At 69.7% G+C, this 24,139-nt stretch carries 25 protein-coding genes and 1 pseudogene; 17 read left to right on the top strand and 9 right to left on the bottom strand.

Features of this window, described 5'->3' with window-relative positions; genetic code table 11:
* Nucleotides 1-271 precede the first annotated feature (271 nt).
* The gene (locus FHR66_RS05635) at nt 272-1,270 is read left to right on the top strand and encodes a polyprenyl synthetase family protein (RefSeq protein ID WP_160970054.1); all 999 of its coding nucleotides are present in this window, start codon (nt 272-274) and stop codon (nt 1,268-1,270) included.
* A gap of 397 nt (nt 1,271-1,667) precedes the next feature.
* Here the strand turns inward: FHR66_RS05635 and FHR66_RS05630 are convergent, their stop codons facing one another.
* The 5 genes from FHR66_RS05630 to FHR66_RS05610 form a co-directional block, all read right to left on the bottom strand.
* On the bottom strand, nt 1,668-2,471 hold the full coding sequence (locus FHR66_RS05630; protein ID WP_160970052.1) for a dienelactone hydrolase family protein: 804 nt from the start codon (nt 2,469-2,471) through the stop codon (nt 1,668-1,670).
* A gap of 79 nt (nt 2,472-2,550) precedes the next feature.
* A complete protein-coding gene (murD, locus tag FHR66_RS05625; RefSeq protein WP_160970050.1) occupies nt 2,551-3,984 on the bottom strand; it encodes a UDP-N-acetylmuramoyl-L-alanine--D-glutamate ligase in 1,434 nt (477 codons plus the stop codon).
* Nucleotides 3,965-5,320, bottom strand: a complete 1,356-nt coding sequence (gene murL, locus FHR66_RS05620; RefSeq protein WP_160970048.1) for a UDP-N-acetyl-alpha-D-muramoyl-L-alanyl-L-glutamate epimerase — start codon at nt 5,318-5,320, stop codon at nt 3,965-3,967. Before murL ends, murD begins: the two co-directional genes overlap by 20 nt.
* On the bottom strand, nt 5,317-5,769 hold the full coding sequence (locus FHR66_RS05615) for a hypothetical protein (protein ID WP_160970046.1): 453 nt from the start codon (nt 5,767-5,769) through the stop codon (nt 5,317-5,319). The genes murL and FHR66_RS05615 overlap by 4 nt, the downstream gene beginning before the upstream one ends.
* The gene (locus FHR66_RS05610) at nt 5,753-8,362 is read right to left on the bottom strand and encodes a bifunctional aspartate kinase/diaminopimelate decarboxylase (protein ID WP_160970044.1); all 2,610 of its coding nucleotides are present in this window, start codon (nt 8,360-8,362) and stop codon (nt 5,753-5,755) included. Before FHR66_RS05610 ends, FHR66_RS05615 begins: the two co-directional genes overlap by 17 nt.
* A 118-nt stretch (nt 8,363-8,480) precedes the next feature.
* Here FHR66_RS05610 and FHR66_RS05605 point away from each other — a divergent pair.
* Together FHR66_RS05605 and FHR66_RS05600 are read left to right on the top strand one after the other, a co-directional pair.
* Nucleotides 8,481-8,636, top strand: a pseudogene (locus FHR66_RS05605) (PhzF family phenazine biosynthesis protein); the annotation flags it as partial.
* 38 nt (nt 8,637-8,674) lie between these two features.
* Nucleotides 8,675-9,553 carry a PhzF family phenazine biosynthesis protein gene (locus tag FHR66_RS05600; protein ID WP_160970042.1) on the top strand — a complete coding sequence of 293 codons (879 nt, stop codon included), beginning with the start codon at nt 8,675-8,677 and terminating at the stop codon, nt 9,551-9,553.
* A gap of 82 nt (nt 9,554-9,635) precedes the next feature.
* Here FHR66_RS05600 and FHR66_RS05595 read toward each other — a convergent pair whose 3' ends face one another.
* Nucleotides 9,636-10,241 (bottom strand): glycine zipper 2TM domain-containing protein, encoded by a 606-nt coding sequence (locus tag FHR66_RS05595; protein WP_160970040.1) that lies wholly within the window; start codon nt 10,239-10,241, stop codon nt 9,636-9,638.
* Between the two features lie 225 nt (nt 10,242-10,466).
* The gene (locus tag FHR66_RS05590; protein ID WP_160962704.1) at nt 10,467-10,898 is read right to left on the bottom strand and encodes an OsmC family protein; all 432 of its coding nucleotides are present in this window, start codon (nt 10,896-10,898) and stop codon (nt 10,467-10,469) included.
* A 289-nt stretch (nt 10,899-11,187) separates the two neighbouring features.
* Between FHR66_RS05590 and FHR66_RS05585 the strand changes: the two genes are divergently transcribed.
* The 5 genes from FHR66_RS05585 to FHR66_RS05565 all read left to right on the top strand — a co-directional run bounded on the left by FHR66_RS05585 (nt 11,188) and on the right by FHR66_RS05565 (nt 14,088).
* A complete protein-coding gene (locus FHR66_RS05585; protein ID WP_026143706.1) occupies nt 11,188-11,586 on the top strand; it encodes an HU family DNA-binding protein in 399 nt (132 codons plus the stop codon).
* Between the two features lie 144 nt (nt 11,587-11,730).
* Nucleotides 11,731-12,432: a tellurite resistance TerB family protein gene (locus FHR66_RS05580; RefSeq protein ID WP_160970038.1), complete on the top strand. Its 702-nt coding sequence runs from the start codon at nt 11,731-11,733 to the stop codon at nt 12,430-12,432.
* 4 nt (nt 12,433-12,436) lie between these two features.
* Nucleotides 12,437-13,003: a peptidoglycan DD-metalloendopeptidase family protein gene (locus FHR66_RS05575; protein WP_160970036.1), complete on the top strand. Its 567-nt coding sequence runs from the start codon at nt 12,437-12,439 to the stop codon at nt 13,001-13,003.
* A 94-nt stretch (nt 13,004-13,097) separates the two neighbouring features.
* Nucleotides 13,098-13,400, top strand: a complete 303-nt coding sequence (locus FHR66_RS05570; protein ID WP_160970034.1) for a DUF3861 family protein — start codon at nt 13,098-13,100, stop codon at nt 13,398-13,400.
* A gap of 91 nt (nt 13,401-13,491) precedes the next feature.
* On the top strand, nt 13,492-14,088 hold the full coding sequence (locus FHR66_RS05565) for a DUF1439 domain-containing protein (RefSeq protein ID WP_160970032.1): 597 nt from the start codon (nt 13,492-13,494) through the stop codon (nt 14,086-14,088).
* A 144-nt stretch (nt 14,089-14,232) separates the two neighbouring features.
* Here the strand turns inward: FHR66_RS05565 and FHR66_RS05560 are convergent, their stop codons facing one another.
* On the bottom strand, nt 14,233-14,778 hold the full coding sequence (locus FHR66_RS05560; protein WP_160970030.1) for a type 1 glutamine amidotransferase domain-containing protein: 546 nt from the start codon (nt 14,776-14,778) through the stop codon (nt 14,233-14,235).
* Between the two features lie 362 nt (nt 14,779-15,140).
* Nucleotides 15,141-15,608 (bottom strand): SET domain-containing protein, encoded by a 468-nt coding sequence (locus tag FHR66_RS05555; protein WP_160970028.1) that lies wholly within the window; start codon nt 15,606-15,608, stop codon nt 15,141-15,143.
* Nucleotides 15,609-15,803: 195 nt separating this feature from the next.
* Here FHR66_RS05555 and FHR66_RS05550 point away from each other — a divergent pair, with 195 nt between their 5' ends.
* The 9 genes from FHR66_RS05550 to upp all read left to right on the top strand — a co-directional run bounded on the left by FHR66_RS05550 (nt 15,804) and on the right by upp (nt 24,007).
* Nucleotides 15,804-16,262: an SUF system Fe-S cluster assembly regulator gene (locus FHR66_RS05550; RefSeq protein WP_017913833.1), complete on the top strand. Its 459-nt coding sequence runs from the start codon at nt 15,804-15,806 to the stop codon at nt 16,260-16,262.
* A gap of 15 nt (nt 16,263-16,277) precedes the next feature.
* Nucleotides 16,278-17,720: a Fe-S cluster assembly protein SufB gene (gene sufB, locus FHR66_RS05545; protein ID WP_160970026.1), complete on the top strand. Its 1,443-nt coding sequence runs from the start codon at nt 16,278-16,280 to the stop codon at nt 17,718-17,720.
* Nucleotides 17,721-17,904: 184 nt separating this feature from the next.
* Complete coding sequence (gene sufC, locus FHR66_RS05540; RefSeq protein ID WP_160970024.1) at nt 17,905-18,672, top strand: Fe-S cluster assembly ATPase SufC; 768 nt, start codon at nt 17,905-17,907, stop codon at nt 18,670-18,672.
* Entirely contained in the window at nt 18,669-19,931 is a 1,263-nt protein-coding gene (sufD, locus tag FHR66_RS05535; RefSeq protein WP_160970022.1) for a Fe-S cluster assembly protein SufD, read from the top strand. The genes sufC and sufD overlap by 4 nt, the downstream gene beginning before the upstream one ends.
* Nucleotides 19,928-21,178: a cysteine desulfurase gene (locus FHR66_RS05530; RefSeq protein WP_160970020.1), complete on the top strand. Its 1,251-nt coding sequence runs from the start codon at nt 19,928-19,930 to the stop codon at nt 21,176-21,178. The genes sufD and FHR66_RS05530 overlap by 4 nt, the downstream gene beginning before the upstream one ends.
* 102 nt (nt 21,179-21,280) lie before the next feature.
* The gene (locus tag FHR66_RS05525) at nt 21,281-21,817 is read left to right on the top strand and encodes a GNAT family N-acetyltransferase (RefSeq protein ID WP_160970018.1); all 537 of its coding nucleotides are present in this window, start codon (nt 21,281-21,283) and stop codon (nt 21,815-21,817) included.
* Entirely contained in the window at nt 21,814-22,146 is a 333-nt protein-coding gene (locus FHR66_RS05520; protein WP_167087568.1) for a non-heme iron oxygenase ferredoxin subunit, read from the top strand. Before FHR66_RS05525 ends, FHR66_RS05520 begins: the two co-directional genes overlap by 4 nt.
* Nucleotides 22,147-22,356: 210 nt before the next feature.
* The gene (locus tag FHR66_RS05515) at nt 22,357-23,286 is read left to right on the top strand and encodes an alpha/beta hydrolase (protein WP_167087566.1); all 930 of its coding nucleotides are present in this window, start codon (nt 22,357-22,359) and stop codon (nt 23,284-23,286) included.
* A gap of 88 nt (nt 23,287-23,374) precedes the next feature.
* Nucleotides 23,375-24,007 (top strand): uracil phosphoribosyltransferase, encoded by a 633-nt coding sequence (upp, locus tag FHR66_RS05510; RefSeq protein ID WP_160970012.1) that lies wholly within the window; start codon nt 23,375-23,377, stop codon nt 24,005-24,007.
* Nucleotides 24,008-24,139: the final 132 nt, after the last annotated feature.

The raw sequence follows: 24,139 nt of genomic DNA, 5'->3' as shown, positions 1-24,139 counted from the left end.
CCGTCTGGGGTCTCCGCGGCCGGGGGCACGCAGAGCGGTAAAGAAGATTTCGGGGAGCAATCCTAACATCGCCGGGATGGGCCGGCCTGCGCCAGGCGCCCGCGGGCATGCCGGAAAACGCCGCATCGGCCTGTCGGAATCCTGCCGGGGCGATGCCCGCAGGGCGCTCCGGACCCAGGCACGGCAAGCCCTCCGGCCCTGTCCCCGCCTCACGACGGGACGGATGTGGCCGCGCAGCCTATACTTTGCGCACGTTTCCAGTCCTGTCCGCATGAGCATCGCCGAATCCCCCAGCACCGCCCTGGGCCTGCCCCAGATCCAGATGCTCGCCGCGCCGGACATGGCCGAGGTGGACGCCCTGATCCGCCGCCGCCTGGCCTCGGACGTCGTGCTGATCAACCAGATCGCCGACCACATCGTCTCCGCCGGCGGCAAGCGCCTGCGGCCGATGCTGGTGGTGCTGGCCGGCCGCGCCTGCGGCGCCGGCGGGCCGATGCAGCACCAGTTGGCGGCGATCATCGAATTCATCCACACCTCGACCCTGCTGCACGACGACGTGGTCGACGAGTCGGACCTGCGCCGCGGCCGCAGCACCGCCAACGCGCTGTGGGGCAACGCGCCCAGCGTGCTGGTCGGCGACTTCCTGTATTCGCGCAGTTTCCAGCTGATGGTGGAGCTGGACAGCATGGCGGTGATGCGCCTGCTGGCTGACACCACCAACCGCATCGCCGAGGGCGAGGTGCTGCAGCTGCTGCACGTGCACAACCCCGACACCGACGAAGCCGCGTACCTGCGCGTGATCGAGCGCAAGACCGCGGTGCTGTTCGCCGCCGGCACCCGCCTGGGCGCGCTGGCCTCCGGCGCCAGCGAGGCGGTGCAGGAGCGCCTGTACGACTACGGCATGCAACTGGGCTATGCGTTCCAGATCGCCGACGACGTGCTCGACTACACCGCCGATGCGGCCGACCTGGGCAAGAACCTGGGCGACGACCTGGCCGAGGGCAAGGCCACGCTGCCGCTGATCCACGCGATGGCGCACGCGGACGACGCCACTCGCGCGCGCCTGCGCCAGATCGTCGAACAAGGCGACGCCAGCGCGATGCCCGAGGTGCTGGCGGCGATCGAGGCCAGCGGCGGCATCGACTACAGCCGCCGCCGCGCGGCCGACTACGCCGCCGCCGCCGAGCGCGCCCTGGACGGTCTGCCGGAGAACGAGGCCGTGGCCGCGCTGCGCGGTCTGGCCCGCTACGCGGTCTCGCGGAAGCATTGATCCGGCGCGCTGGGCGCGCCGGATTGGGAATGGGGAGTCGGGATTGGGGATTCGCAACGGCGGCTTGGCTGACGCCTGAAGCGCTGCGAGGCTTGCCACACCAACCGGTCAGTTAGGCGGCGCCGACGGACCGCTTTTGCCAATCCCCAATCCCGCCAAGCGCGCAGCGCGAGGCACCTCCCAAATCCCGGCGCGCTGTGCGCGCCGGAGAGACTGGGGAATCGGGAATGGGGATTCGTTAAAGCCGGTTGGCTGAGGCCTGGCACGTTACCGGCTCACGCTGCAAAGTCAGCAGCGCACACGCTTTAGGTCTGGTTACGCAGCGGAATTGGCAAAGCGCGATCCACCGCTTTTGCCAATCCCCAATCCCGCCAAGCGCGCAGCGCGAGGCACCTCCCTAATCCCGCCCAAAGCGCTCCTCGAAGAAATCCTCGAGCATCCGGTAGGCGCGCTTGGCTGCGCGCGGGTTGTACTGGCAGCCCGGCGGGCTGTTGGCGTCGGCTTCGGCGAAGCAATGCACGGCACCGCTGAAGTTGACGAACTGCCAGTCGGCGCCGGCGCGGTTCATCTCCTGCTCGAAGGCGACAATATCGTCGCGGCTCACGCTCTTGTCGTCGGCGCCGTTGAGCACCAGCACCGGCGCCTTGGCACTGCCTGCGGCCGCCGGGGCCGCGGTCGCCAGGCCACCGTGCAGACTCACGATGCCGGCCAGCGGCGCCCCCGCACGGACCAGTTCCAGCACCGTGGTCCCACCAAAGCAGAAGCCGACCGCGCCGATCCGGGTCGGATCCAGCGGCGCCTTGCCGGCCTGCGCCTTCAGCACCGCCACCGCCGCCAACGCCCGCGCGCGCAGCGTGGCCGGATCCTTCTTCAACGCGCCGGCGAACTGTCCGGCCTCGGTATCGTTGGCCGGTCGCCTGCCCTTGCCGTAGACGTCGGCCACCAGCACCACGTAGTCGTCGCCGGCCAGGTGCTTGGCCTTTTCCACCGCGGAGTCGTTCACGCCGCGCCAGTTCGGCACCATCACCAGGCCGGGGCGCTTGTCGTGGTCGGCATCGTCGTAGACCAGCACGCCGCTGAAACTGTCCTTGCCGACCTGCCACTCCACCGGCTTGGCCTGCATCGCCGCCCAGGCCTGCAACGGCAGCGCCAAGGCCAGGCCGAGCAGACCGGTCCACCGCATCATCGAACGTGTGCGCATCGCCCTTCTCCCGTGGGAACCAGCGCGGGAGTGTACGCAAGGCGCCGCCAGCGCGATGTGTGCGCCCACGCGACGCGGCTCAGGCGATGCCCAGCCCCGGAATGGCGCTGATCGCGTCCGGGTCGAACCCGGCCAGCGCGGCGAAATGGCGGCCGCGGGCCACGTAGTCGCGATAGGCGCCGAAGCTGGGCGCACCGGGCGACAGCAGCACCACGCCGCCCTGCTCGCCCAGCGCCGCGCGCGCCAGCGCCACCGCCTCCGCCAGGTCGGCCGCGGCATGCAGGCCGAAGCCGGCCTCGGCGGCCAGCGGCGCCAGCAGCGCATGGATGCGCGGGCCATTGGCGCCCATGGTGACGATCTCCAGCGGTGCGCCGTGGCGCATCTGCTCGGCGAAGTCCTGCCAGTCCAGGCCGCGGTCGTGGCCGCCGACCAGCAGCGCGATGCGCCGCCCGCGGAAGCACTCCAGCGCCGCGAGGCTGGCGTGCGGCGTGGTGCTGATCGAGTCGTTCACATAGGTCACGCCGCCGCGCGTGCCCAGGGTCTGCAGCCGGTTCGGCAGCGGTCGGAAGCGATCGGCCGCCGGCGCCAGCGCCGCCGCATCCAGCCCCAGCGCCTCGATCGCCGCCAGCACCGCACACAGGTTGCCGCGGTTGTGCCGGCCCGGCAGCGGCGCCTGCGCGCTGTCGTACACCGCAGTGTCGCCGCGGTAGACCACCTCGTCGCGCATGTGCCAGCCGTCCTCGCGGTTGAACCAGCGCACCTCACTGTCGGGCAATTGCAGGGCCGCCAGCTGCGGATCGGCGGCATTGAGCAGGGCGATGCGCGGCCGCGCATGGGTGACCAGTTCGAGCTTGTCGGCGATGTAGCGCGCCTGGCTGCCATGCCAGTCCAGGTGCTCGGGAAACAGGTTCAGCACCAGCGCCAGCTGCGGTCGCGCGCCGCTGCGGGCGACATCGCCGGTCTGGTAGCTGGACAGTTCGATCGCCCAGTATTGCGGCGCCGGCATCGGCGCCAGCACTTCCAGCAGCGGCACGCCGATGTTGCCGACCAGGCCGGTGCGATGGCCGCCGGCACGCAGCAGGTGCGCCAGCAGCGCGGTGGTGGTGCTCTTGCCCTTGGTGCCGGTGACGCAGACGCTGCCGGGCACCACGCCGTCCGCGCCGGCGTGTTCGGCGAACCACAGCGCGGTGCCGCCGACGAAACGCGTGCCGCGCGCCGCCGCGGCCTGCGCCTCGGGCCGGTACGGACTGATCCCGGGCGACTTGATCACGACATCGAACGCGGCCAGGCGCTCGGCGCTGGCCTCGGTCTCCACCCGCAGCGCAGGATCGCCAAGCATTGCGACCTCCTCGGCTTCGGCCGACGTGCAGAACAGGGTCAGCGGCGTGGACGCCGCGTTCCGGGTCCCGGGTCCCGGGTCCCGGCTATCGCGCAGCGCGCGGTAGGCCGCACGGCCTTCGCGGCCCCAACCCCACAGCGCGACGCGCTGCGACTCAAGCTGCGAAATTCGCACGCACGCGTTCCCACAGGTCGGCCGGGATGCGGTGCTGCGTGTCCAGTTCCAGCAGCGGCTCCACGCGCAGGTCGACGGGGTCGAGCTGCGGCTGGATCTCGTGGATGAAGCGCGCCACCAGCGCGTCCTCCTTCCATTCCGCACGCGCCGCCAGCGCCGCCATCGCCGCCCGCGACTCGCGGCCCTCGCCCACGCACTCGAACGGCTTGTGGTCCTGGAACTCCAGCAGCGCATCGAAGCCACCGGCCTGGCCGGCATCGTCGAGCAGGTTGCGGCCGAAGATCCGCACCAGCCGCGTCTTGGGCATGAACGGCGCCAGCGCCAGAAACACGAAGTGGCACTTCGGACAGACCCCGCACCAGCGGTGCGCCGGACGCTCGCCGAGGATGTGGAAATTGCGGTTGCAGCTGGAGAAATGCGCGTCGTAGTGGTCGGTCTTGGCGAACTGCCGCGCCACCGCCAGCTCCGACAGCGGGCGCAGCAGCGAGTAGTAGCGCAGATCCGCGGCCACGTAGCGCTGCACCTGGGTACCGAACGCCTGCTCGAAGGCCCAGCCCTTGGACCACTGGTGATTGACCTCGCCGGTGCCGGCGATCTGGCTGCCGTAGCTGGCCGAATGTTCGTTGGAGAACACCACCTGGCCGGCATCGTGCAGCACCGCGGCGAACACCAGGATCGCCGAGTTCACCGCGGTCACCGGGATATGCCCGTTCCACGCGCCCTGCCGGTTCAGCTCGAACAGTTCAGGCGCGAGCGTGCGGCCGATGTTCAAGGTCGGCAGCCCGGTGCGCTCGGCGCAGGCGCGGATCAACTGCGATCCGCCGATCCAGGTCACCGTCTGCGCCACGCCAGCCGCGCGCAGGGCCTCGATGCTGACCAGCGAATCCTTGCCGCCGCCGATCGCCACCAGGGCCTGGTCGCGCAGCCCCAGCGCCGCCGCTTCGGCGGCACCGGCCTCCCCGGCCGGGAAGCGGATGCGTCCGCGCAGGTCTAGGCCGTTGCGATAGGCGAACTCGCCCAGGCCATGCAGGTACACGCTGTCCAGCAGCGCGGCGGTCTCGGCATCGATGGCGTAATCGTCGATGACGATGCGCGGCGGCACCGCCGCCTTGTAGTAGCTGACGCCGGCGATCAGGTGCAGCAGGCGCAGGGCGCGCTGCGCCGCCTGCGCGCGCGCCGGGTCGAGCGCGAACGGCGCGCCGGGCACGGTGATGGTCTCCACCAGCTCCGGGCCGTCGTCGAACGCATAGACCAGGCGCGCCACGCCGCTGTCGGCATCGAAGCCGCAGCGCACGAAGCGGAAGGTGGCGATCTGCTGTTTGTCGAAAGCGGTCATGGACGTCCTGCAAGCACACGGGTGTGCCGCAGATAGCGGCGACACAGAAGAAATTCGATCATCGAAAACGGCAAGGCCGCCCACAGCAGCGGCAGGCAGCCGAACACGAAGGCCATCAGCAGCAGTTGCCAATGCTGTCCGGCCGGCACCGACGCGGCGGAGGCCAGGACGGCCACCAGCACATACAGCGCCAGCGCCGGCAGGTAGGCCAACACGGCCAGCAGCAAGGTGCGCACGGCCAGCGCGCCGGCGCTGGCAACGGGCACGCGGCGCGTCCAGCGCAATGCCAGCCACGCGCCAGCCGCCGCCGCGGCCAGCGCCGGCAACGCCCACTTGAGGCTGTCGGTCCACGGCAGCGACGTGCCGGACTGGTCCAGCGCGGTGGCCGCCGCCATCGCCACCGCACCGGCCGCGGCGCTGCCCGCGACGAACTCAGTCCGCGCGCCCATCGATCGCCTCCTCGCGGGGCAACTCGCGCTGGTTGTAGGTGCTGGCCATGCTGTAGCCATAGGCGCCGGCGTCGGCGATCAGCATCACATCGTCGGGGGCTGTGCCTGCCGGCAGGCGCCGGCGCTTGCCGAACACGTCGCTGGATTCGCAGATCGGCCCGACCACGTCGAACACGGTCTCGGCCGGCTGCTCGAACCGGCTCAGGTTCGCCACGTCGTGCCAGGCGTCGTACAGCGCCGGGCGGATCAGCGTGTTCATGCCGGCATCCAGGCCGACCCGGCGGATGCCGTCCTTCTCGATCACCTGGGTGGCGCGGGCCAGCAGCACGCCGCATTCGGCGACCAGGTAGCGGCCCGGCTCGATCGCCAGGCGGAATGCCGGATGCACCGCCTTGGCCTCGGCCAGGCCCTGCGCGAAGGTGTCCAGGTCGAACGGTTCGTCGTCGGCGCTGTACGGGATCGGCAGGCCGCCGCCGATGTCGATGACCTCGACACTGCCGATGCGCCGGGCGAAGCCGGCCAGTTCATCGCACATGCGCCGCCAGTGCTGCGCCGTCTCCACGCCGCTGCCCAGGTGCGCGTGCAGGCCGACGATGCGGATGTCCAGCGCGCGCGCGGCCTCGACGAACTCGTCGACGCGGGTCGCCGACAGGCCGAACTTGGAAGCCTTGCCGCCGGTGTTGACCTTCTCGTGGTGGCCGTCGCCGTGCCCCAGGTCGATGCGCAGCCACAGGCTGCGGCCGCGGAACAGCTCCGGCCAGCGCTGCAGCGCCTCGACGTTGTCCACGGTCACGGTCACGCCCAGCGCGAACGCGGCTTCGTACTCGGCCCGGGGCGCGAAGCTGGGGGTGAACAGCACGCGGCGCGGCGACAGCTCCGGCACGCTCTCGAACACCCGGCGCAGTTCGCCGTGCGACACGCACTCCAGGCCGAAGCCCTCCTCGACCAGGGTCTGCAGGATCGCCGGATGCGCATTGGCCTTGATCGCGTAGTAGCGCTGATCCACCGCCGCGATCGCCTTGAGCGCGCGCGCGCGTTCGCGCAGGGTCGGCAGGTGATAGATGTAGCGCGGCGTGCCGGCCTCGGCCAGGCGCAGCAGATGCGCGCGCTCGCCCTGCCACCACGGCACCGGCCGCGGCCGCACCGTGCCGGCGATCTCGCGCCAGCGCGGGCCGAACACCTCGGTCTCTTCCACCGGCATCGCGCCGCTGTCGATCAGCTCGGCGTGCAGGATCGGCAGCAGCCCGTCGGCATCGGTCTCGTCGATGACGAAGGTCAGGTTCAGGTCGTTGGACGACTGCGAGATCATGTGCACGCGCTCCTTGCCGAACGTGGCCCACACGTCCGAGAGCTTGTGCAGCAGCGAGCGCATGCCGCGCCCGACCAGGGTGATCGCCGCGCACGGCACGATGATCTTGACCCGGCAGATCTCCGCCAGGTCGGCCGACAGCGCCGCCAGCACGTCGGTGTTGACCAGGTTCTCGCTCGGGTCCAGCGACACGGTGACGTTGGTCTCGGCCGAGCCGATCAGGTCCACCGACAACCCGTGCTTCTTGAACAGCGTGAACACATCGGCCAGGAAGCCGACCTGCTGCCACATGCCGATGCCTTCCATCGACACCAGCACGATGCCGTTGCGGCGGCTGATCGCCTTGACCCCGGGCACGGTGCGGGCGTTGCCGTCGATGCTGGTGCCGGGCAGCTCCGGGCGCTCGGTGTCCAGGATCGCCATCGGCACGCCGCCGTCGCGGCACGGCTTGATCGAGCGCGGGTGCAGCACCTTGGCGCCGGTGGTGGCGATTTCCTGCGCCTCGTAGTAGTCCAGGCGGGTCAGCAGGCGCGCATCCGGCACCTCGCGCGGATTGGCGCTGAACATGCCCGGCACGTCGGTCCAGATCTCCACCCGACTGGCGCCGAGCAGCGCGCCGAAGTACGCCGCCGAGGTATCCGAGCCACCGCGGCCGAGGATGGCGGTGCCGCCGTCCTCGTGTCGGGCGATGAAGCCCTGGGTGATCAGCATGCGTGTGGGCTGGGCGACGAAGCGCGCGCGCCACTGCGGATCGGACTGCCACTGGCACGACACCGACAGGCGCCGCGACCAGGCGCTCTGGTTCGGCTGCGGCGGCAGCGCGTCCAGCCATTGCCGCGCATCCATCCAGCCCATGTCCAGGCCGTTGGCGCGCAGATAGGCCGCGCCCAGGGTCGAGGACAGCAGTTCGCCCTGCCCCAGCACCTCGGCCTGCCAGTCCAGCGTGCGCTCGGCCGCGCGCGGATCGGCGAGCAGGCCGCGCAACGCCGCCAGGCGTTCGCCCAGCACCGCCTCGGCATCCAGCTCCAGTTCGCCCAGGAACTCGCGGTGGCGCTGCTCCAGCGCGGCGACGCGTTGCGCGCTGTCGGCGCTGCCGTCGGCGATCGCGGTCAGTTCGTTGGTGACCCCGGACAAGGCCGACACCACCACCAGCACCCGCGCGCCGGTCTCGTCCGCGCGTTTTTTCGCCAGCCGTCCAATCGTGTCCCAGCGATGACGACGCGACACCGAAGTGCCGCCGAACTTGAGGACGATCCAACGATCGGCAGGAGAGGAAGCTGACATGGAGTGGGGGTGTCTGGAATGTGGGGAAAACGCCGGCATGCGCGGGCGCAACCCCCGATTCTACTGCCAACCGAGCGCCGATGAGCGAGTGTTGCCACCTGCAACTGGACGTCTTTTCCGCCAGCCCGGGACTGGGCAATCCGCTCGGCGCTACGTCGCCAGCCAGGGACGCGAACTCGGGCGCGACGGCCACGTCGAGCTGCTGGTCGACGGTGAGGAGGTGTGGATCGGCGGACTGGCGCACGCGGTGATCGCTGACAAGATCGCTTGGTAAGCTCCGGCCTCCCCCACCGCAGTCCGGAGTTTCCCGCCATGGCCGCACGCCGTTTCTTCCAGGTCGATGTCTTCTCCGCCCACGCCGGCAACGGCAATCCGTTGGCCGTGGTGCTCGATGCCGATGGCTTGGACGCCGCCACGATGCAGGCCATCGCGCGCTGGACGCGCCTGCCGGAAACCACCTTCGTGTTCGCGCCGACGCGGTCGGACGCGAGCTACGGCCTGCGCATGTTCAGCCCGCAGAAGGAGGTGCCGTTCGCCGGCCACCCCAGCGTCGGCACCGCGCATGTCGCGCTGGAAGCGGGCATCGCCACGCCGCGCGATGGCGTGCTGACCCAGGACGGCATCGCCGGCCTGCTGCCGTTGCGGGTCGATGTGGATGCCGGAGTGCGCAGCATTGCCATCCGCACGCCGCGCGCGCAAGTGGCCGAGATCGCCGATGCCGCGGATCCGCGCCTGCAGTCGGCGCTGCGCGGCTGGACGCTCGGCGCGCTGCCGCCGGTCCGCATGGACGGCGGCCGCTGCTGGTGGCTGGTCGAAGTGGCCGACGAAGCCACGCTGCGTGCGCTGGCACCGGACTGGGACGCGATCGCCGCCCTGGCCGAAAGCACCGCCAGCATGGGCGTGTTCGCCTACGCGCGGGCCAGCGAACCGGCTTACGCGCTGGCCGTGCGCGCGTTCGTCGGCAATGGCCGGCGCTTCGAGGACGCCGCCTCCGGCGCGGCCAACGCGGTGCTGGCGGCATGGCTGGATCACAGCAAGGCCCTGCCCGGCCACGGCGGCCGCTACGTCGCCAGCCAGGGCCGCGAAGTCGGCCACGATGCGCTGCTGACCCTGCGCGTGGACGAGGCTGGCGAGGTGTGGTCGGGCGGCCAGGTGCAGACGGTGATCGAAGGCCGCATCGACTGGCCCTGATCGCCTGCGTCTGCTGTTCTGCGCCGCGGGCGCGAACGAACGTGCAAAAAGAAAGGGCGCCTCGAAGGAGGCGCCCTGCAGGTCAGTCGGGCAATACGTCGACGCGGACGCGGATGCGGTCGCCCGGAGGCGAGGCGGTGCGGGTGTGGTAGTAGCGACCGCCGTACTCGTAGGTCACGTCGTAGCCGTCGACGCGGTCGTAGCGTTCGGTCCGATACGACACCGGGTCGCATTCGCGGACCACGCCGCCACCGTAGCCGCCGCCATAGGCGCGGGTGTTGGTGTCGTAGATCGAGCGACCGGCCAGGCTGCCAAGCATGGTGCCGACCGCGGTGCCGACGAAGCGACCGCTGCCGCCGCCCACGCGGCTGCCCAGCACGGCGCCTGCGATGCCGCCGACCACCGACGAGGCAGTGCGGCCGCCGTCGGTGCCGCGGTAGCCGTAGTCGCTGGCGTAGCTGCCCGAAGCCGGACGGTCGTAACAGCGCTCGGTGGTCTCGCGCGGGCCGTTGACCTGCACCATGATCGGATCGGCGCGTACCACGCGCGCATATTCGTAGGTGCCGGACGCGTAGCCGCGGTCGCGGTAGTCGTCGTAACGGGTGTAACCGTAGTCCTGCGCGGCGGCGGAGCCGATGACGCCGACAGCGAGCGCAGCGGTCAACAGACGGGTCGAGAGCTTGTTCATGGCGATGGTTCCAAGCGCGTGGATCGCGCGATTGCATGCTCGATCCGAGGCGGTGAAACCAGACTGAATAGGGACGGCTGTGGCGCGCACATTTAGTGGCGCGACAGCTATCGGGCAATCAAACCATGCGGGCCGGTGCGAGACCCACGCTGGACTGCGCTGCGGCGGCGCCGCGGGTGCGCTGCACCCACGCGCGGCCCGGCATGCCACCGGGCCGCGCAAGGTTCAGCCCAGTTCGGCTTCCAGGCTGATCGGCACCGCGCTCAACGCCTTGGACACCGGGCAGTTCTGCTTGGCGTCGTCGGCCAGTTCGCGGAAGCGCGCGGCCTCGATGTTCGGCACCACGGCCTTGACCTTCAGGCGGATCTGCGACAACTGCGGACCGCCTTCCATCGACAGGTCGACATCAGCGCGGGTGTCCAGCGCCGTCGGCGGGAAGCCGGCTTCGGTCAGCTTGGCCGACAGCGCCATGGTGAAGCAGCCTGCATGCGCGGCGGCGATCAATTCCTCGGGGTTGGTGCCCTTCTCGTCGCCGAAACGGCTGTTGAACGCATAGCGGGTGTTTTCCAGCAGGCCGCTCTGCGGCGTGTTCAACCGGCCCTGGCCGGTCTTGAGATCGCCTTCCCAATGCGCGGTGGCGTGACGCGAAATGCCCATGCGAGGCTCCTGTCGGTGAGTGGAGCGCGGACCTTAGGACAGGCGGCGTTACGCACGTGTGCTGCTGTGTGGCCGGCGCGTTCGCCGCGCGCGCAGCGGCAAAAGACCTGCGGCATCCCGCGGATTTGCCGGCGCCGGCGCCGGCCGCCAGCAAAAAAGGCCGTGGTTGCGGCGGATATTCGCGCTTTTTTGCTTCCGGCCTATTGGCGCGGCGTAGCACATGCCCTACATTTCGCCATGCCGACGGGGTCGGCGCGACCCAAACCACCAAATACGGAATCAGGACATCATGGCAAAGACCGCAAAAAAGGCTGCCCCGAAGAAGGCAGTGAAGAAGGTAGCGACCAAGGCTGCCGCCAAGCCGGCCGCTCCCAAGCCGATCAAGGACGTGCTGAGCAAGTCCGCGCTCGTGGCGCACATCGCCGAGACCAGCGGCGTGATCGCCAAGGACGTGCGCGCCGTGATGGCCTCGCTGGAGCACGCCGTGGCCGGTTCGGTCAGCAAGAAGGGCGCTGGCTCGTTCACTCTGCCGGGCCTGCTGAAGATCACCGCCGTCAGCGTGCCGGCCAAGCCGAAGCGCAAGGGCATCAACCCGTTCACCAAGGAAGAGCAGTGGTTCGCTGCCAAGCCGGCCACCACCAAGCTCAAGGTGCGCCCGCTGAAGAAGCTCAAGGACGCCGCGCTCTGAGCAGCGTCGCCTGATCCAGGCAAGCACACCGACGAGACGGCCCCGGCCGTCTCGTTTTTTTTGGGGCCGCCTGCGCAACCGGGTTGACGGCCCGCTAAGGCGGCGGCCGCTATACCGGTGATTCCCTTCGACAGGATCACCTGCATGAAACTACAGGGCTTTCTCGACCAACTGCTGCAATCGGCGCAGGGCGCCGCCGGCCAGGCCATGGGCAAGACCGGCACGTCCGCTCCCGCCGCACCGGCGCAGACCGCCGGCGGCCTGGGCGGCCTGCTCAACGCCGACTTCGGCAAGGGAGCCCTCAGCGGCGGCGCGCTGGGCCTGTTGCTCGGCAAGCACCGCACCACGCGCAAGCTGGCAACCTACGGCGGCCTGGCCGCGCTGGGGCTGATGGCCTATCGCGCCTATGGCGACTACCGCCGCCAGCAACTCGGTGCCGCCGCACCCGAACCGCAGACGCTGGACCGCCTGCCGCCGCTGGAAGTGGAGCAGCACAGCCAGGCGGTGCTGCGCGCACTGGTCGGCGCGGCCAAGGCCGATGGTCATCTGGACGAGCACGAACGCAGCCTGATCGAAGGCGAGTTCGCCCGCCTCCACGGCAACGACGCCGACGTGCAGCAATGGCTGCATGCGGAACTGGAAAAGCCGCTGGATCCGGCCGAGGTGGCGCGCGCATCGACCAGTCCCGAGATGGCCGCGGAAATGTACCTGGCCAGCCTCCTGGCCGCCGACGAACAGGGCTTCATGGAGCGCAGTTACCTGGACGAACTGGCACGGCAACTCGGCATCGACGACGCCCTGAAGCAGCGCCTGCAGGAACAGGCGGCCTCCCTGCACGCGGACTGAGCGAGTGGCCGCCGCGCCCACGCCGTCGCCAGCGCAGCGCCTGCGTCGCGGGCTGCTGCGCCTGGCGCTGCTGGCCGGGCTGGCGGTGACCGCGGCCTGGGCCTGGCAGCATCCGTGGGCGCAGCGCCTGCGCGTCGGCTGGGAGTTGGCGCGGGCACCGGCGCCGACGGCGCTGCACATGCCGGTCGAAGGCGTGGATCCGCGGCGCGTCGCCGCCACCTTCGGTGCGCCACGCGGGCGCGACCGCCAGCATGCCGGCGTGGACATCTTCGCCAAGCGCGGCACGCCGGTGGTGTCGGCGACACGCGGCATCGTCGTCGCCATCGCCGACCGCGGCCTCGGCGGCCGCCAGGTCTGGGTGCTGGGCCCGGCCCGGCAGCGGCATTACTACGCACACCTGGAAACATGGGTGCCGGGGCTGCAGGTCGGCGACCTGGTACAGCCCGGCGACCTGCTCGGCGCGGTCGGCGACAGCGGCAACGCGCGCGGCACCCCGCCACATCTGCATTACGGCATCTATGCCGAGGGCGGCGCCTACGACCCATTGCCGTTGCTGCGCGCCGCACCCTGAACGGAAGCACTGGAACAGAGCGTCGCGGGCAGCAGGCTCGTGGCGGCGGCCGGCCGCGCCTATCTTGGACGCACACCCCGCGTGCGCCACTGCCATGACCGCCTCCCAACGCTACCGCGTCACCGTCACCCCGATCCAGGACGACGGCCTGCCCTGCCAGGGCCGCTGCACCATCGAACTGGAGGCGCGCTGCCGGCAGGACTGGATGCGCCTGCTCGAAGCAGCACAGCGCCAACCCGGACTGCGCGGCGACGAACGGGCCGCACTGATCGTCGGCGCGCAATTGCTGCGCAGCCTGGGCGAGCGCAGCGACAGTGAGGCGCGCGCACTGCTGGCGCCGTTGCAGCCGGCGCTGGACGCCCTGCTGGCCCGGCTGGCGCCTGCGCCTGCCGCGTAAGTATCGGGGCGGGGAATGCAGCGATTCCGCTAATCGCGCATTCACCGCCCACGGTTATGGTGAAACCCTCTTCGTTGCCAAGGCCCGCTCGATGACCTTCCGCCAGCTCACCCTGCGCACCGCAGCGTTGCTGCTGCTTGCCACTGCCGCCCAGGTCCAGGCCGAGCCGACGATCCAGGGCCATCAGGTCAGCGTCGGCGCCGCCGACGTGCAGCACTACCTCGACGGCAGCTTCCCGCAGACGCACAAGGCGCTGGGCGGGCTGATCAAGATGACCGTGCGCGACCCGAAGCTGAGCCTGCCGCCGGGCGATCGCCTGAAGATGCAGTTCGACCTGAGCATGGCCACCGGCGGCGGTGCGGCGACGCCACTGGGCCAGGTGCTGCTGACCAGCGCCCTGCGCTACGACCAGCAGAGCCAGAGCTTCCACCTGCAATCCCCGACCATCGACGATTTCCGCCCGGCCGCCAATGGCGGCAAGCTCGACGCCAATACCCGCGAGCTGCTCAATGCCTGGCTGGAGGACTATGCGCGCAAGGAGCCGATCTACAAGCTGGATCCGCGTCTGACCGCGATGCTGGGCGACGTGCAGATCCAGTCGGCCGGCGTGGAGAACGGCACCCTGGTGGTGCGTTTCAACCAGGACATCGGCAAGCTGGTGCCGGCGGGCATGCTCCCGGCGCAGTAACCCATGCGCCAGCCAGCGTGCGGCATCCGCCGTCACTAGGCGACGCGCACAGAGAAACGGCGGCCGAGGCCGCCGTTTCTACTTTTGCCCTGTCGTCTTTCGCCTGCGCCGACGTCGCGGCGGCGCAGGCGAATCGCAGCCGACTCAGCCCAGCGCCTTGGCCACCGCCTGCGCGAACGCCGGGATATCGTCCGGCTTGCGGCTGGTGATCAGATTGCCGTCCACCACCACTTCCTGATCCTCCCAACGTCCTCCGGCATTGGACAGGTCGGTCTTCAACGACGGCCACGAAGTCACCTGGCGATCGCGCACCAGCCCGCTTTCGGCCAGCAGCCAGGGACCATGGCAGATCGCCGCCACCGGCTTGCCGGCGCTGGCGAAGGACTGGATGAAGGCGATCGCGGTCGGCTCCGTGCGCAGACTGTCCGGATTGATCACCCCGCCCGGCAGCACCAGCGCGTCGTAGTCGCCGGCCTGGGCCTGCTGCAGACGCTTGTCCACTGGCACGCTGTCGCCCCAGTCCTTTTTGTTCCAGCCGCGGATGCTGCCGGCGTCGCCCGGTGCGATCACGTGCACCTGCGCGCCCCAGGATTCGAGCAGGCGCTTGGGTTCCTGCAGTTCCGACTGTTCGAAACCGTCGGTGGCCAGGACAGCCACCTGCTTGCCGGCAAGGGAAGGCATTGCGCTCATGGGGTCACTCCTCGAGTAGGGGGAGTCCCACCGTAGAAACGCGTCGGTGGCAGGGCCGTGAACCGCGTGTCGGCGCGGCGTGCACGGCCTGCACGCTAGGGCGTGTCACCCATTCCCGAGTATGCCGCGTTGGGTCTGGCAGGCGCGCGGCCGGCGTTGCGTGGCGCAGCGCCTGACTGGCCGTCAGGTCAAGCCGCGCGGCGCCGGCAGCGCGCCTGCCAGGCCCAACCCGAAGGGCCGCGATTGCGCGCGCCTGTGGCAAGGAAGAGTGAGGAAGTGGACGTCCGTCCACGCCCGAGCGATGACGCGGCCACAGGCGCGCGCAACCGCGGCGCGGCATGCTCGGGGATGGATGACACGCCCTAGCGTTTGGGCTGCAGCATGGTGCCGGTGCAGTTCTTGGCGCCGCAACGGCATTCCCAGATCTTCTTCAACCGCGGCGTGTGCCGCTCGCCCAGGGTGATGCCGTAGTTGTAGGTAAGCTCCTCGCCGGGCTTGATGTCGCGCAGCGCCTCGATCACCACCTTGTCCTTGCGACGGTCCTCGCCCTCGGCCTCGACGATCACCGCTTCGCAGTTCGGCGCGCAGCTGTGGTTGATCCAGCGCGCGTCGTTGCCCTCGTAGTTGGCGTCGATCACGTAGTCGTCGCTGAGGGTGAACAGGAAGGTGTGCCCGGTCTCGACATCGCCGGCCTCGTCGCGGTCGACCTCGGCGTGGGTGCGGCGGCGGCCCTTGTACTCGATGACCCGCTCGCCTTTCTTGAGCGGCAGCACGGCGAACACGCCGTTGCCATGGATGCGGGACTTGCGGGCGGCGATCTTGCGGGGCATGCGGCGATCCGGACAGGAAAGCCTAGATTCTGGCGCACATCGCCCGCGATCCCAAGCCCGCGCCGTCCGGCGCAGCGACCGCGGCCGGCGCAATCCCCGATCGCGGCGATCGAAATAAAAGATGAATGGCGCGGTTGGACCCCGCGGCGCAAAAGAGTACAATTTCGGTCCGCATTGAAAAACCACTGTGTCGCCATGCTCCGCGTCACCAAGCTCACCGATTACGCCACCGTCGTGCTGACCGTGCTCGCCGCGCGTCCGAACGAAGTGCTGAGCGCCACCGAACTGGCCGAACAGGCCGGGCTGGAGCCGCCGACGGTCAGCAAGCTGCTCAAGCCGCTGGCCCAGGCCGGCCTGGTCGAAGGCCTGCGCGGCGTGCGTGGCGGCTACCGGCTGGCGCGGCCGGCCGATGCCATCACCCTGATCCAGATCGTCGAGGCGATGGAAGGCCCGCTGGCGATCACCGAATGCAGCCACCACGGCAGCCAGTGCAGCATCGCCCAGACCTGTGGCGTGCGCTCCAACTGGCGACTGATCAACGACGTGGTCGCCGATGCGCTGCGCGGCGTGACCCTGGCGCAGATGCTCCACCCCCTCCCCCCCTCCGGCGATCCGAAACGGCGTCCCATCGCCGTGCGGTTCGCGACCACCTGACCTGTAGGCAGCCCCATGGCCACCGAAAACGCTGAAATCCTGGAACGGCTGGGACGTCGCTACGACGCCGGCTTCGTCACCGACATCGAATCCGATTCGTTCCTGCCCGGCCTGAACGAGGACGTCGTGCGCGCCCTGTCCGTGAAGAAGGACGAGCCGGAATGGATGACCGAATGGCGCCTGGCCGCCTACCGGCACTGGCTGAAGATGCCGATGCCGCACTGGGCCAAGCTGGACATCGCGCCGATCGACTTCCAGGCGCTGAGCTACTACTCCGCGCCCAAGGGCCCGAAGTACGCCTCGCTGGACGAGGTGCCGAAGGAGCTGCTGGACACCTACGACAAGCTCGGCGTGCCGCTGCACGAGCGCGCCAAGCTGGCCGGCGTGGCGGTGGACGCGGTGTTCGACTCGGTTTCGGTCGGCACCACCTTCCGCAAGGAACTGGCCGAGAAGGGCGTGATTTTCTGCTCGATGTCCGAGGCGATCAAGGAACATCCGGAGCTGGTCAAGCAGTATCTGGGCAGCGTGGTGCCGGTAGGCGACAACTTCTTCGCTGCGCTCAACTCGGCGGTGTTCTCCGACGGCAGCTTCGTGTTCATCCCCAAGGGCGTGCGCTGCCCGATGGAACTGAGCACCTATTTCCGCATCAACGCCGGCCACACCGGCCAGTTCGAGCGCACCCTGATCGTGTGCGAGGACAAGGCCTACGTGTCCTATCTGGAAGGCTGCACCGCGCCGATGCGCGACGAGAACCAGCTGCACGCGGCGGTGGTCGAACTGGTGGCGCTGGAAGACGCGGAGATCAAGTACTCCACCGTGCAGAACTGGTACCCGGGCGACGAGGAAGGCCGCGGCGGCATCTACAACTTCGTGACCAAGCGCGGCGAGTGCCGCGGCGCGCGCAGCAAGATCACCTGGACCCAGGTCGAGACCGGCTCGGCGATCACTTGGAAGTACCCCTCGTGCGTGCTGCTGGGCGACGACTCGGTGGGCGAGTTCCACTCGGTGGCGCTGACCCATCACCGCCAGCAGGCCGACACCGGCACCAAGATGATCCACGTCGGCAAGCGCACCAAGAGCAAGATCGTCAGCAAGGGCATCAGCGCCGGCCGCGGGCAGAACACCTATCGCGGCCTGGTCAAGGTGGAGCGCAGCGCCGAAGGCGCGCGCAACTACACCCAGTGCGACTCGCTGCTGATCGGCAAGCAGTGCGGCGCGCACACCTTCCCGTACATCGAGGTCAAGCACCCGACCGCGACCGTCGAGCACGAGGCCACCACCTCCAAGATCAGCGACGACCAGCTGTTCTATTGCCGCGCGCGCGGCATCGATCAGGAGAACGCGGTGTCGATGATCGTCGACGGCTTCTGCAAGCAGGTGTTCCGCGAACTGCCGATGGAGTTCGCGGTGGAAGCCAAGAAGCTGCTGGAAGTGTCGCTGGAAGGCTCAGTGGGCTAGCGCCCTTCCCTTCTCCCCTCGGGACCTCGGCCCCCTTTTCGGGGGAAGGTGGCGCAAAGCGCCGGATGAGGGTACGGGCGCAGCCTCGTGCACCTGATTCCACCAGGCGCTTCGCACCGCACCCTCACCCCAACCCCTCTCCCGGTGGGAGATGGGCTAATCAAGAATTCTGATGGACTACCCCATGCTCACCATAGAAAACCTCCACGCCTCCGTCGCCGGCAAGGACATCCTCAAGGGCCTGTCGCTGCAGGTGAAGCCCGGCGAAGTGCACGCCATCATGGGCCCCAACGGTGCCGGCAAGTCCACCCTGGGCAATGTGCTGGCCGGCCGCGACGGCTACGCCGTGACCGACGGCAGCGTGCGCTTCGACGGCGCCGACCTGCTCGAACTGGAACCGGAGGAGCGCGCCGCCGCCGGCCTGTTCCTGGCCTTCCAGTACCCGGTGGAAATCCCCGGCGTGAACAACACCTACTTCCTGCGCGCCGCGCTCAATGCGCAGCGCAAGGCGCGCGGCGAGGCCGAGCTGGATTCGATGCAATTCCTCAAGCTGGTCCGGCAGAAGCTGGCGGTGCTGCACCTGAAGGACGAACTGCTGCATCGCGGCGTCAACGAGGGCTTCTCCGGCGGCGAGAAGAAGCGCAACGAGATCTTCCAGCTGGCGGTGCTGGAGCCGAAGCTGGCGATCCTCGACGAGACCGACAGCGGCCTGGACATCGATGCGCTCAAGACCGTGGCCGAAGGCGTCAACGCGCTGCGTTCGCCCGAGCGCGCGTTCGTGGTGATCACCCACTACCAGCGCCTGCTCGACTACATCAAGCCGGACGTGGTGCATGTGCTGGCCGACGGCCGCATCGTGCAGACCGGCGGCCCGGAACTGGCGCTGGAGCTGGAAGCGCACGGCTATGCCTGGTTGAACGAGCGCGTGGCGCCCGAGGCGGCAGTGCAATGAGCGCCCTGCTCGACTCGCTGGCCGCCGCATTCCACGGCGATGGCGCGCGCCGCGTGCCATTGGAGCAAGCGCTGCGCGACGGCCTGCCCGGCACGCGTAGCGAAGCCTGGAAGTACACCTCGCTGCGCGCGCTGGAACGGCGCAGCTTCGCCCCCGCGCCGCAGACCGCACCGGCGGTGGACGCCGCGCTGCTCGACGGCATCCCGGCGCCGCGCCTGGTGTTCGTCAACGGTCGCGCCAGCGACGCGCTGTCGGACCTGACCGGCCTGCCGGCCGGGGTGGAATTGCAGCGCCTGTCGACGATCCTGCGCAGCGGCGACGATGCGATGCGCTTCCTCGGCCGCCGCTTCGAACGTAGCGACGAGGTGTTCGCGCAGCTCAACGCTGCCCTCGCCGACGAAGGCTGCGTGCTGCGGGTGGACGCCGGCGTGCGCGTGGAACAACCGCTGCACTTGGTGTTCGTCTCCACCGCCGCCGAGGCCGACCTGGCCTGGCACCATCGGCACCTGATCGAACTGCGCCAGGACGCCGCACTGGCGCTGGTCGAGCATCATCTGCACGCCGGCGATGCCGCGCACCTGAGCAACAGTCTGGCGCACGTGCACCTGGCCGCCGGCGCGCAGCTGAGCCACGCGCGCGTACAGGACGAGGCGGCCGGCGTCACCGCGCTGCTGCGCACCGATGCGGTGCTGGCGCGCGATGCGCAGTACCGGCGCGTGGACCTGGAACTGGGCGGCGCGCTGGCCCGGCACGAACTCAACGTGCGCCTGGAGGGCGACAACGCCCGGCTGGTCGCCAACGGCGTGCTGCTCGGCAACGGCCGGCGCCAGCTCGATACCCGCCTGGGCATCGAGCACATCGCCCGTGACACCGCCTGCGAACTGCTGTGGCGCGGTGTCGCCACCGGGCGCAGCCGCGTGGCGTTCCATGGCGGCATCCAGATCCGCCACGGCGCCGATGGCACCGACGCGGCGCTGTCGAACAAGAACCTGCTGCTCTCCGCCGATGCCGAGATCGATACCCAGCCGGTGCTGGTGATCGATGCCGACGAGGTCAAGGCCGCGCACGGCGCCACCGTCGGCCAGCTCGATACCAATGCGCTGTTCTACCTGCGCTCGCGCGGGCTGCCGCAGGAACGCGCACAGCAACTGCTGACCGCCGCGTTCTGCCGCGAGCCGCTGCGCGTGCTGGACCCGGCGCTGGGCGAGTTCCTGTTGGCGCGGCTGGAGCGGGCGCTCAGCGCCGCAGGCGTGGCATGAACGGGCCCGCCGCGCACACCGCCACGCCGCAGGCGCCGGACTGGGACGCGGTCCGCCGCGACTTTCCGCTGCTGATGCGGGAAGTGCACGGCAAGCCGCTGGTGTACTTCGACAACGCCAACACCGGGCAGAAGCCGCTGCAGGTGATCGCAGCGACCGACGCCTTCTACCGCCGCCACAACGCCAACGTCAGCCGCGCGGTGCACGCGCTCGGCAGCGAGGCCACCGAGGCCTACGAAGGTGCGCGAACCCGGCTCGCCCGCTTCCTCAACGTGCGCGCCGACGAACTGGTGCTGTGCAGCGGCGCCACTTTCGCGCTGAACCTGGTGGCGTACTCGTGGGCGCTGCCGCGACTGCGTGCCGGCGACACCATCCTGGTGTCGCGCATGGAGCACCACGCCAACATCGTGCCCTGGCAACTCGTCGCGGAGCGTACCGGTGCCAAGGTCAAGGTCGCCGAGATCACCGCCGATGGTGCGCTCGACCTGGACGCGCTGCGCGCGGCGATGACCCCCGACGTCAAGCTGCTGGCCCTTGCGCATGTCTCCAACGTGCTGGGCACGGTCAACCCGGTGCGCGAGATCTGCCGCGAAGCGCGCAAGCGCGACATCGTCAGCGTCATCGACGGCTCACAGGCCGCGCCGCATCGGCCACTGGACGTGGCCGCGATCGGCTGCGACTTCTACGCCATCACCGGCCACAAGATGTGTGGCCCGACCGGCACCGGCGCGCTGTGGGCGCGGCGCGAGCATCTGCAGGCGATGCCGCCGTTCCTGGCCGGCGGCGAGATGATCAAGGAAGTCAGCTTCGACGGCACCGTGTTCAACGACCCGCCGCACAAGTTCGAGGCCGGCACCCCCAACATCGCCGGCTTCGTCGGCCTCGGCGCGGCGGTGGACTATCTGCAGACACTCGGGCTGCAGCACGTGGAAGCGCGCGAGACCGAATTGCTCACGCATCTCACCGAGGAGTTGCAGCGGATCGATGGCCTGCGCCTGTTCGGCACCGCGCCGGGCAAGGCCGCGGTGGTCTCGTTCCTGATCGAGGGCGCCCACGCCCACGACCTGGCCACCCTGCTCGACCTGGAAGGCATGGCGGTGCGTTCCGGCCAGCACTGCGCACATCCGCTGCTGCAGTTCTACGGCGTCGCCGCCACCTGCCGCGCCTCGCTGGCGTTCTACAACACGCACGAGGAAATCGAGCGGTTCGTGGCGGCGCTACTGAAAGTGCGCAAGCTGTTGGGCTGAAGCGCCGGGATTGGGCATTCGGGATTGGGGATTGGTAAAAGCGCCGCTTTGACGAATCCCCACTCCCCACTCCCGAATCCCCGCCTCCGGCATAATCGCCCCATGCACACCCTCACCTTCCGCACAGCCACCGTCGACGATCTCGACGCCATCGCCGCCCTGGTCACCTCGGCCTATCGGGGCGACAGCAGCCGCGTCGGCTGGACCACCGAAGCCGACCTGCTCGACGGCAACCGCATCGATCGCGAGGTGCTGCGCGCCGACATCCTGCGCCCGCGCAGCCTGGTGCTGCTGGCCGAGCGCGACGGCGAGCTGATCGCCTGTGCGCACGTCGCCGACGACGACGGCGCCGGCTATTTCGGCATGTTCTCGGTGCAGCCGCAGGCGCAGGGCAGCGGCCTGGGCAAGACCGTGTTGGCCGAGGCCGAGCGCATCGCCTGGCAGGAATGGCGGTTGCCGCTGATGCGGATGACGGTGATCGACCTGCGCGAGGAACTCATCGCCTTCTACGAGCGCCGCGGCTACCGCCGCACCGGGATCAAGAAGCCGTTTCCCTACGGCGATGCGCGCTTCGGCCAGCCCCGCCGCGACGACCTGCGCTTCGAGGTCCTGGAAAAACCGCTGGGCGGTGCCGCATGAGCGAGACCTGGACCTTCGTCTGCGCCGATGGCGAACTGCTGCCGGGCGAAATGAAGACGGTGTGGGACGAAGTGACCGACACGCCGATCGTGGTGTTCAACTTCGATGGCCAGTTCTATGCGCTGGAAGACCGCTGCAGCCATGAGGACTACGAACTGTCGCCGGGCACCTTCGACCCCGCCGCCGGCAGCATCGAGTGCGTGCTGCATGGCGCCCGCTTCGACGTGCGCGATGGCCGCGCCCTGTGCGCGCCGGCCTACGGTCCGGTACCGAAGTTTCCGGTGAAGGCCGAACACGGCGGCCTGTGGACCCGCGACGACCGCGGCTGAGGTCGCGCGCTTTTTTACTGTCCGTCGTTAGCCGTCCCTTGCCGGATGATCGCGACACCTGCCGCGGTGCTCCCGTTCGCAATGGCCGGACCTGGTCGGCTGATCGGCCGCGCCCCGACCTCCGACGCCACTGCCGATGGCGGCACGAAGACGCACCGCTGCAACTATGCTGAGCGCCCCGGCGCAAGCCGTCGCTCACAAGGAATGCGCATGCGCCCGCTCGCCCTGGTCTTCGCCGCACTGGCCGCTGTCGTGGCACCGCACGCGTCGGCTGCCACCTGGCAACCGACGCCGGGGCACACCCAGGTACCGATCTGGCCAGGCGAGCCACCCGATGCAGTGGCGCTGTCCGGTCCCGAGACGACGACCACGCGGCCCGCGGTCGGCGGCCGCCCCTGGTTGTCCGTGGAGCGGGTCTCCCAGCAGACGATGACCGTGTATCCCCCCAGGGGGCACAACACCGGTGCGGCGGTGGTGGTGTTCCCCGGTGGCGGCTACTGGGTGCTGGCGATGGACCTCGAAGGGACCGAGGTGTGCGACTGGCTCACCGCGCGCGGCATCACCTGCGTGCTGTTGAAGTACCGCGTGCCGGGCGATCGGCAGCAGCCGCAATCGGGCCCCTATCCGAAATCGCCGATGGCGCTGCAGGACGCCCAGCGCACCGTCGGCCTGGTGCGGCAACACGCCGCGCAGTGGCAGATCGATCCGCACAAGATCGGTGTGCTGGGCTTCTCGGCGGGCGGCCACCTGGTGGCGGCGATCAGCACGCATTTCGAGCGACGGCTGTATCCCGCCGTCGACGCCGCGGATGCCCAGAGCTGCCGGCCGGATTTCGCCGTGGCGCTGTATCCGGGGCACCTGTGGATCGACGACGACAAGTTCGAACTCAATCCGGACGTGCCGGTCAGCAAGCACACCCCGCCGACCTTCCTGCTGCAGGCGCAGGACGATCACGTCGATGGCATCAACCAGGCGCTGGTCTACTACATCGCCCTGAAGGACGCCGGGGTGCCGGTGGAAATGCATCTGTATCCCGACGGCGGACACGCGTTCGGACTGCGCCCGACCAAGTTCGCGATCACCCGCTGGCCGGCGCTGGTGGACACCTGGCTGCACACGATCGGGATGACGCCCGACTGAGCGCGGCCGCCAGCAGCACGGCGCCGACACCTGGCGGCGTCGGAGCCGGCTGCGGCACACTGTGCGCCTCCCCCTTGCGAGCGCGCCCATGAAGATCGTCGAAGTCCGCCACCCGCTGGTACAGCACAAGATCGGCCTGTTGCGCGACGCGGCGCTGAGCACCAAGGGCTTCCGCGAGCTGGTCACCGAACTGGGCACCCTGCTCGGCTACGAGGCCACCGCCAATCTGGAGACCGAGACCCACACCATGGCCGGCTGGGCCGGCCCGACCCAGGTGCAGCGCATCGCCGGCGCCAAGATCACCCTGGTGCCGATCCTGCGCGCCGGGCTGGGCATGCTGCCCGGCGTGCTGGCGCTGATTCCCGCGGCGCGGGTCAGTGTGGTCGGCCTGCAGCGCGACGAGGAAACGCTGCAACCGGTGCCCTACTTCGAACGCCTCACCGGCCGCCTGGAGGAGCGCGATGCGCTGATCCTGGACCCGATGCTGGCCACCGGCGGCACCCTCATCGCCACCGTGGACATGCTCAAGCGCGCCGGCGCGCGGCGGATCAAGGGCATCTTCCTGGTCGCCGCGCCGGAAGGCCTGCAGGCGCTGGAAGCGGCGCATCCGGACGTGGAGGTGTACACCGCCGCCATCGACGACCATCTCAACGAGAAGGGCTACATCCTGCCGGGCCTGGGCGACGCCGGCGACCGCATCTTCGGCACCCGCCTGGGCTAGGGCGTGTCATCAATCCCCGAGCATGCCGCGCCGCGGTTGCGCGTGCCTGTGGCAAGGAAGAACGAGGAAGTGGACGTGCGTCCACGCCCGAGCGATGACGCAGCAGCGGGCGCGCGCAACCGCGGCCCTTCG

This window comes from Xanthomonas sp. F4, from assembly GCF_011761895.1.
Note: the sequence above shows the minus strand (reverse complement) of the source record. Positions and strands in the feature narration are given on the sequence as shown.

Bases quoted from the DNA above. Each gene is read 5' to 3' on its own strand.
- FHR66_RS05610 (WP_160970044.1), bottom strand. From the start codon at position 8,362: ATGTCAGCTTCCTCTCCTGCCGATCGTTGGATCGTCCTCAAGTTCGGC.
- FHR66_RS05530 (WP_160970020.1), top strand. From the start codon at position 19,928: ATGAACGGGCCCGCCGCGCACACCGCCACGCCGCAGGCGCCGGACTGG.
- FHR66_RS05525 (WP_160970018.1), top strand. From the start codon at position 21,281: ATGCACACCCTCACCTTCCGCACAGCCACCGTCGACGATCTCGACGCC.
- sufC (WP_160970024.1), top strand. From the start codon at position 17,905: ATGCTCACCATAGAAAACCTCCACGCCTCCGTCGCCGGCAAGGACATC.
- upp (WP_160970012.1), top strand. From the start codon at position 23,375: ATGAAGATCGTCGAAGTCCGCCACCCGCTGGTACAGCACAAGATCGGC.
- FHR66_RS05515 (WP_167087566.1), top strand. From the start codon at position 22,357: ATGCGCCCGCTCGCCCTGGTCTTCGCCGCACTGGCCGCTGTCGTGGCA.
- sufB (WP_160970026.1), top strand. From the start codon at position 16,278: ATGGCCACCGAAAACGCTGAAATCCTGGAACGGCTGGGACGTCGCTAC.
- FHR66_RS05615 (WP_160970046.1), bottom strand. From the start codon at position 5,769: ATGGGCGCGCGGACTGAGTTCGTCGCGGGCAGCGCCGCGGCCGGTGCG.
- FHR66_RS05590 (WP_160962704.1), bottom strand. From the start codon at position 10,898: ATGGGCATTTCGCGTCACGCCACCGCGCATTGGGAAGGCGATCTCAAG.
- FHR66_RS05585 (WP_026143706.1), top strand. From the start codon at position 11,188: ATGGCAAAGACCGCAAAAAAGGCTGCCCCGAAGAAGGCAGTGAAGAAG.
- murL (WP_160970048.1), bottom strand. From the start codon at position 5,320: ATGACCGCTTTCGACAAACAGCAGATCGCCACCTTCCGCTTCGTGCGC.
- FHR66_RS05560 (WP_160970030.1), bottom strand. From the start codon at position 14,778: ATGAGCGCAATGCCTTCCCTTGCCGGCAAGCAGGTGGCTGTCCTGGCC.
- FHR66_RS05580 (WP_160970038.1), top strand. From the start codon at position 11,731: ATGAAACTACAGGGCTTTCTCGACCAACTGCTGCAATCGGCGCAGGGC.
- FHR66_RS05600 (WP_160970042.1), top strand. From the start codon at position 8,675: ATGGCCGCACGCCGTTTCTTCCAGGTCGATGTCTTCTCCGCCCACGCC.
- FHR66_RS05570 (WP_160970034.1), top strand. From the start codon at position 13,098: ATGACCGCCTCCCAACGCTACCGCGTCACCGTCACCCCGATCCAGGAC.
- FHR66_RS05555 (WP_160970028.1), bottom strand. From the start codon at position 15,608: ATGCCCCGCAAGATCGCCGCCCGCAAGTCCCGCATCCATGGCAACGGC.
- FHR66_RS05595 (WP_160970040.1), bottom strand. From the start codon at position 10,241: ATGAACAAGCTCTCGACCCGTCTGTTGACCGCTGCGCTCGCTGTCGGC.
- FHR66_RS05565 (WP_160970032.1), top strand. From the start codon at position 13,492: ATGACCTTCCGCCAGCTCACCCTGCGCACCGCAGCGTTGCTGCTGCTT.
- sufD (WP_160970022.1), top strand. From the start codon at position 18,669: ATGAGCGCCCTGCTCGACTCGCTGGCCGCCGCATTCCACGGCGATGGC.
- FHR66_RS05520 (WP_167087568.1), top strand. From the start codon at position 21,814: ATGAGCGAGACCTGGACCTTCGTCTGCGCCGATGGCGAACTGCTGCCG.
- FHR66_RS05635 (WP_160970054.1), top strand. From the start codon at position 272: ATGAGCATCGCCGAATCCCCCAGCACCGCCCTGGGCCTGCCCCAGATC.
- FHR66_RS05550 (WP_017913833.1), top strand. From the start codon at position 15,804: ATGCTCCGCGTCACCAAGCTCACCGATTACGCCACCGTCGTGCTGACC.
- FHR66_RS05630 (WP_160970052.1), bottom strand. From the start codon at position 2,471: ATGCGCACACGTTCGATGATGCGGTGGACCGGTCTGCTCGGCCTGGCC.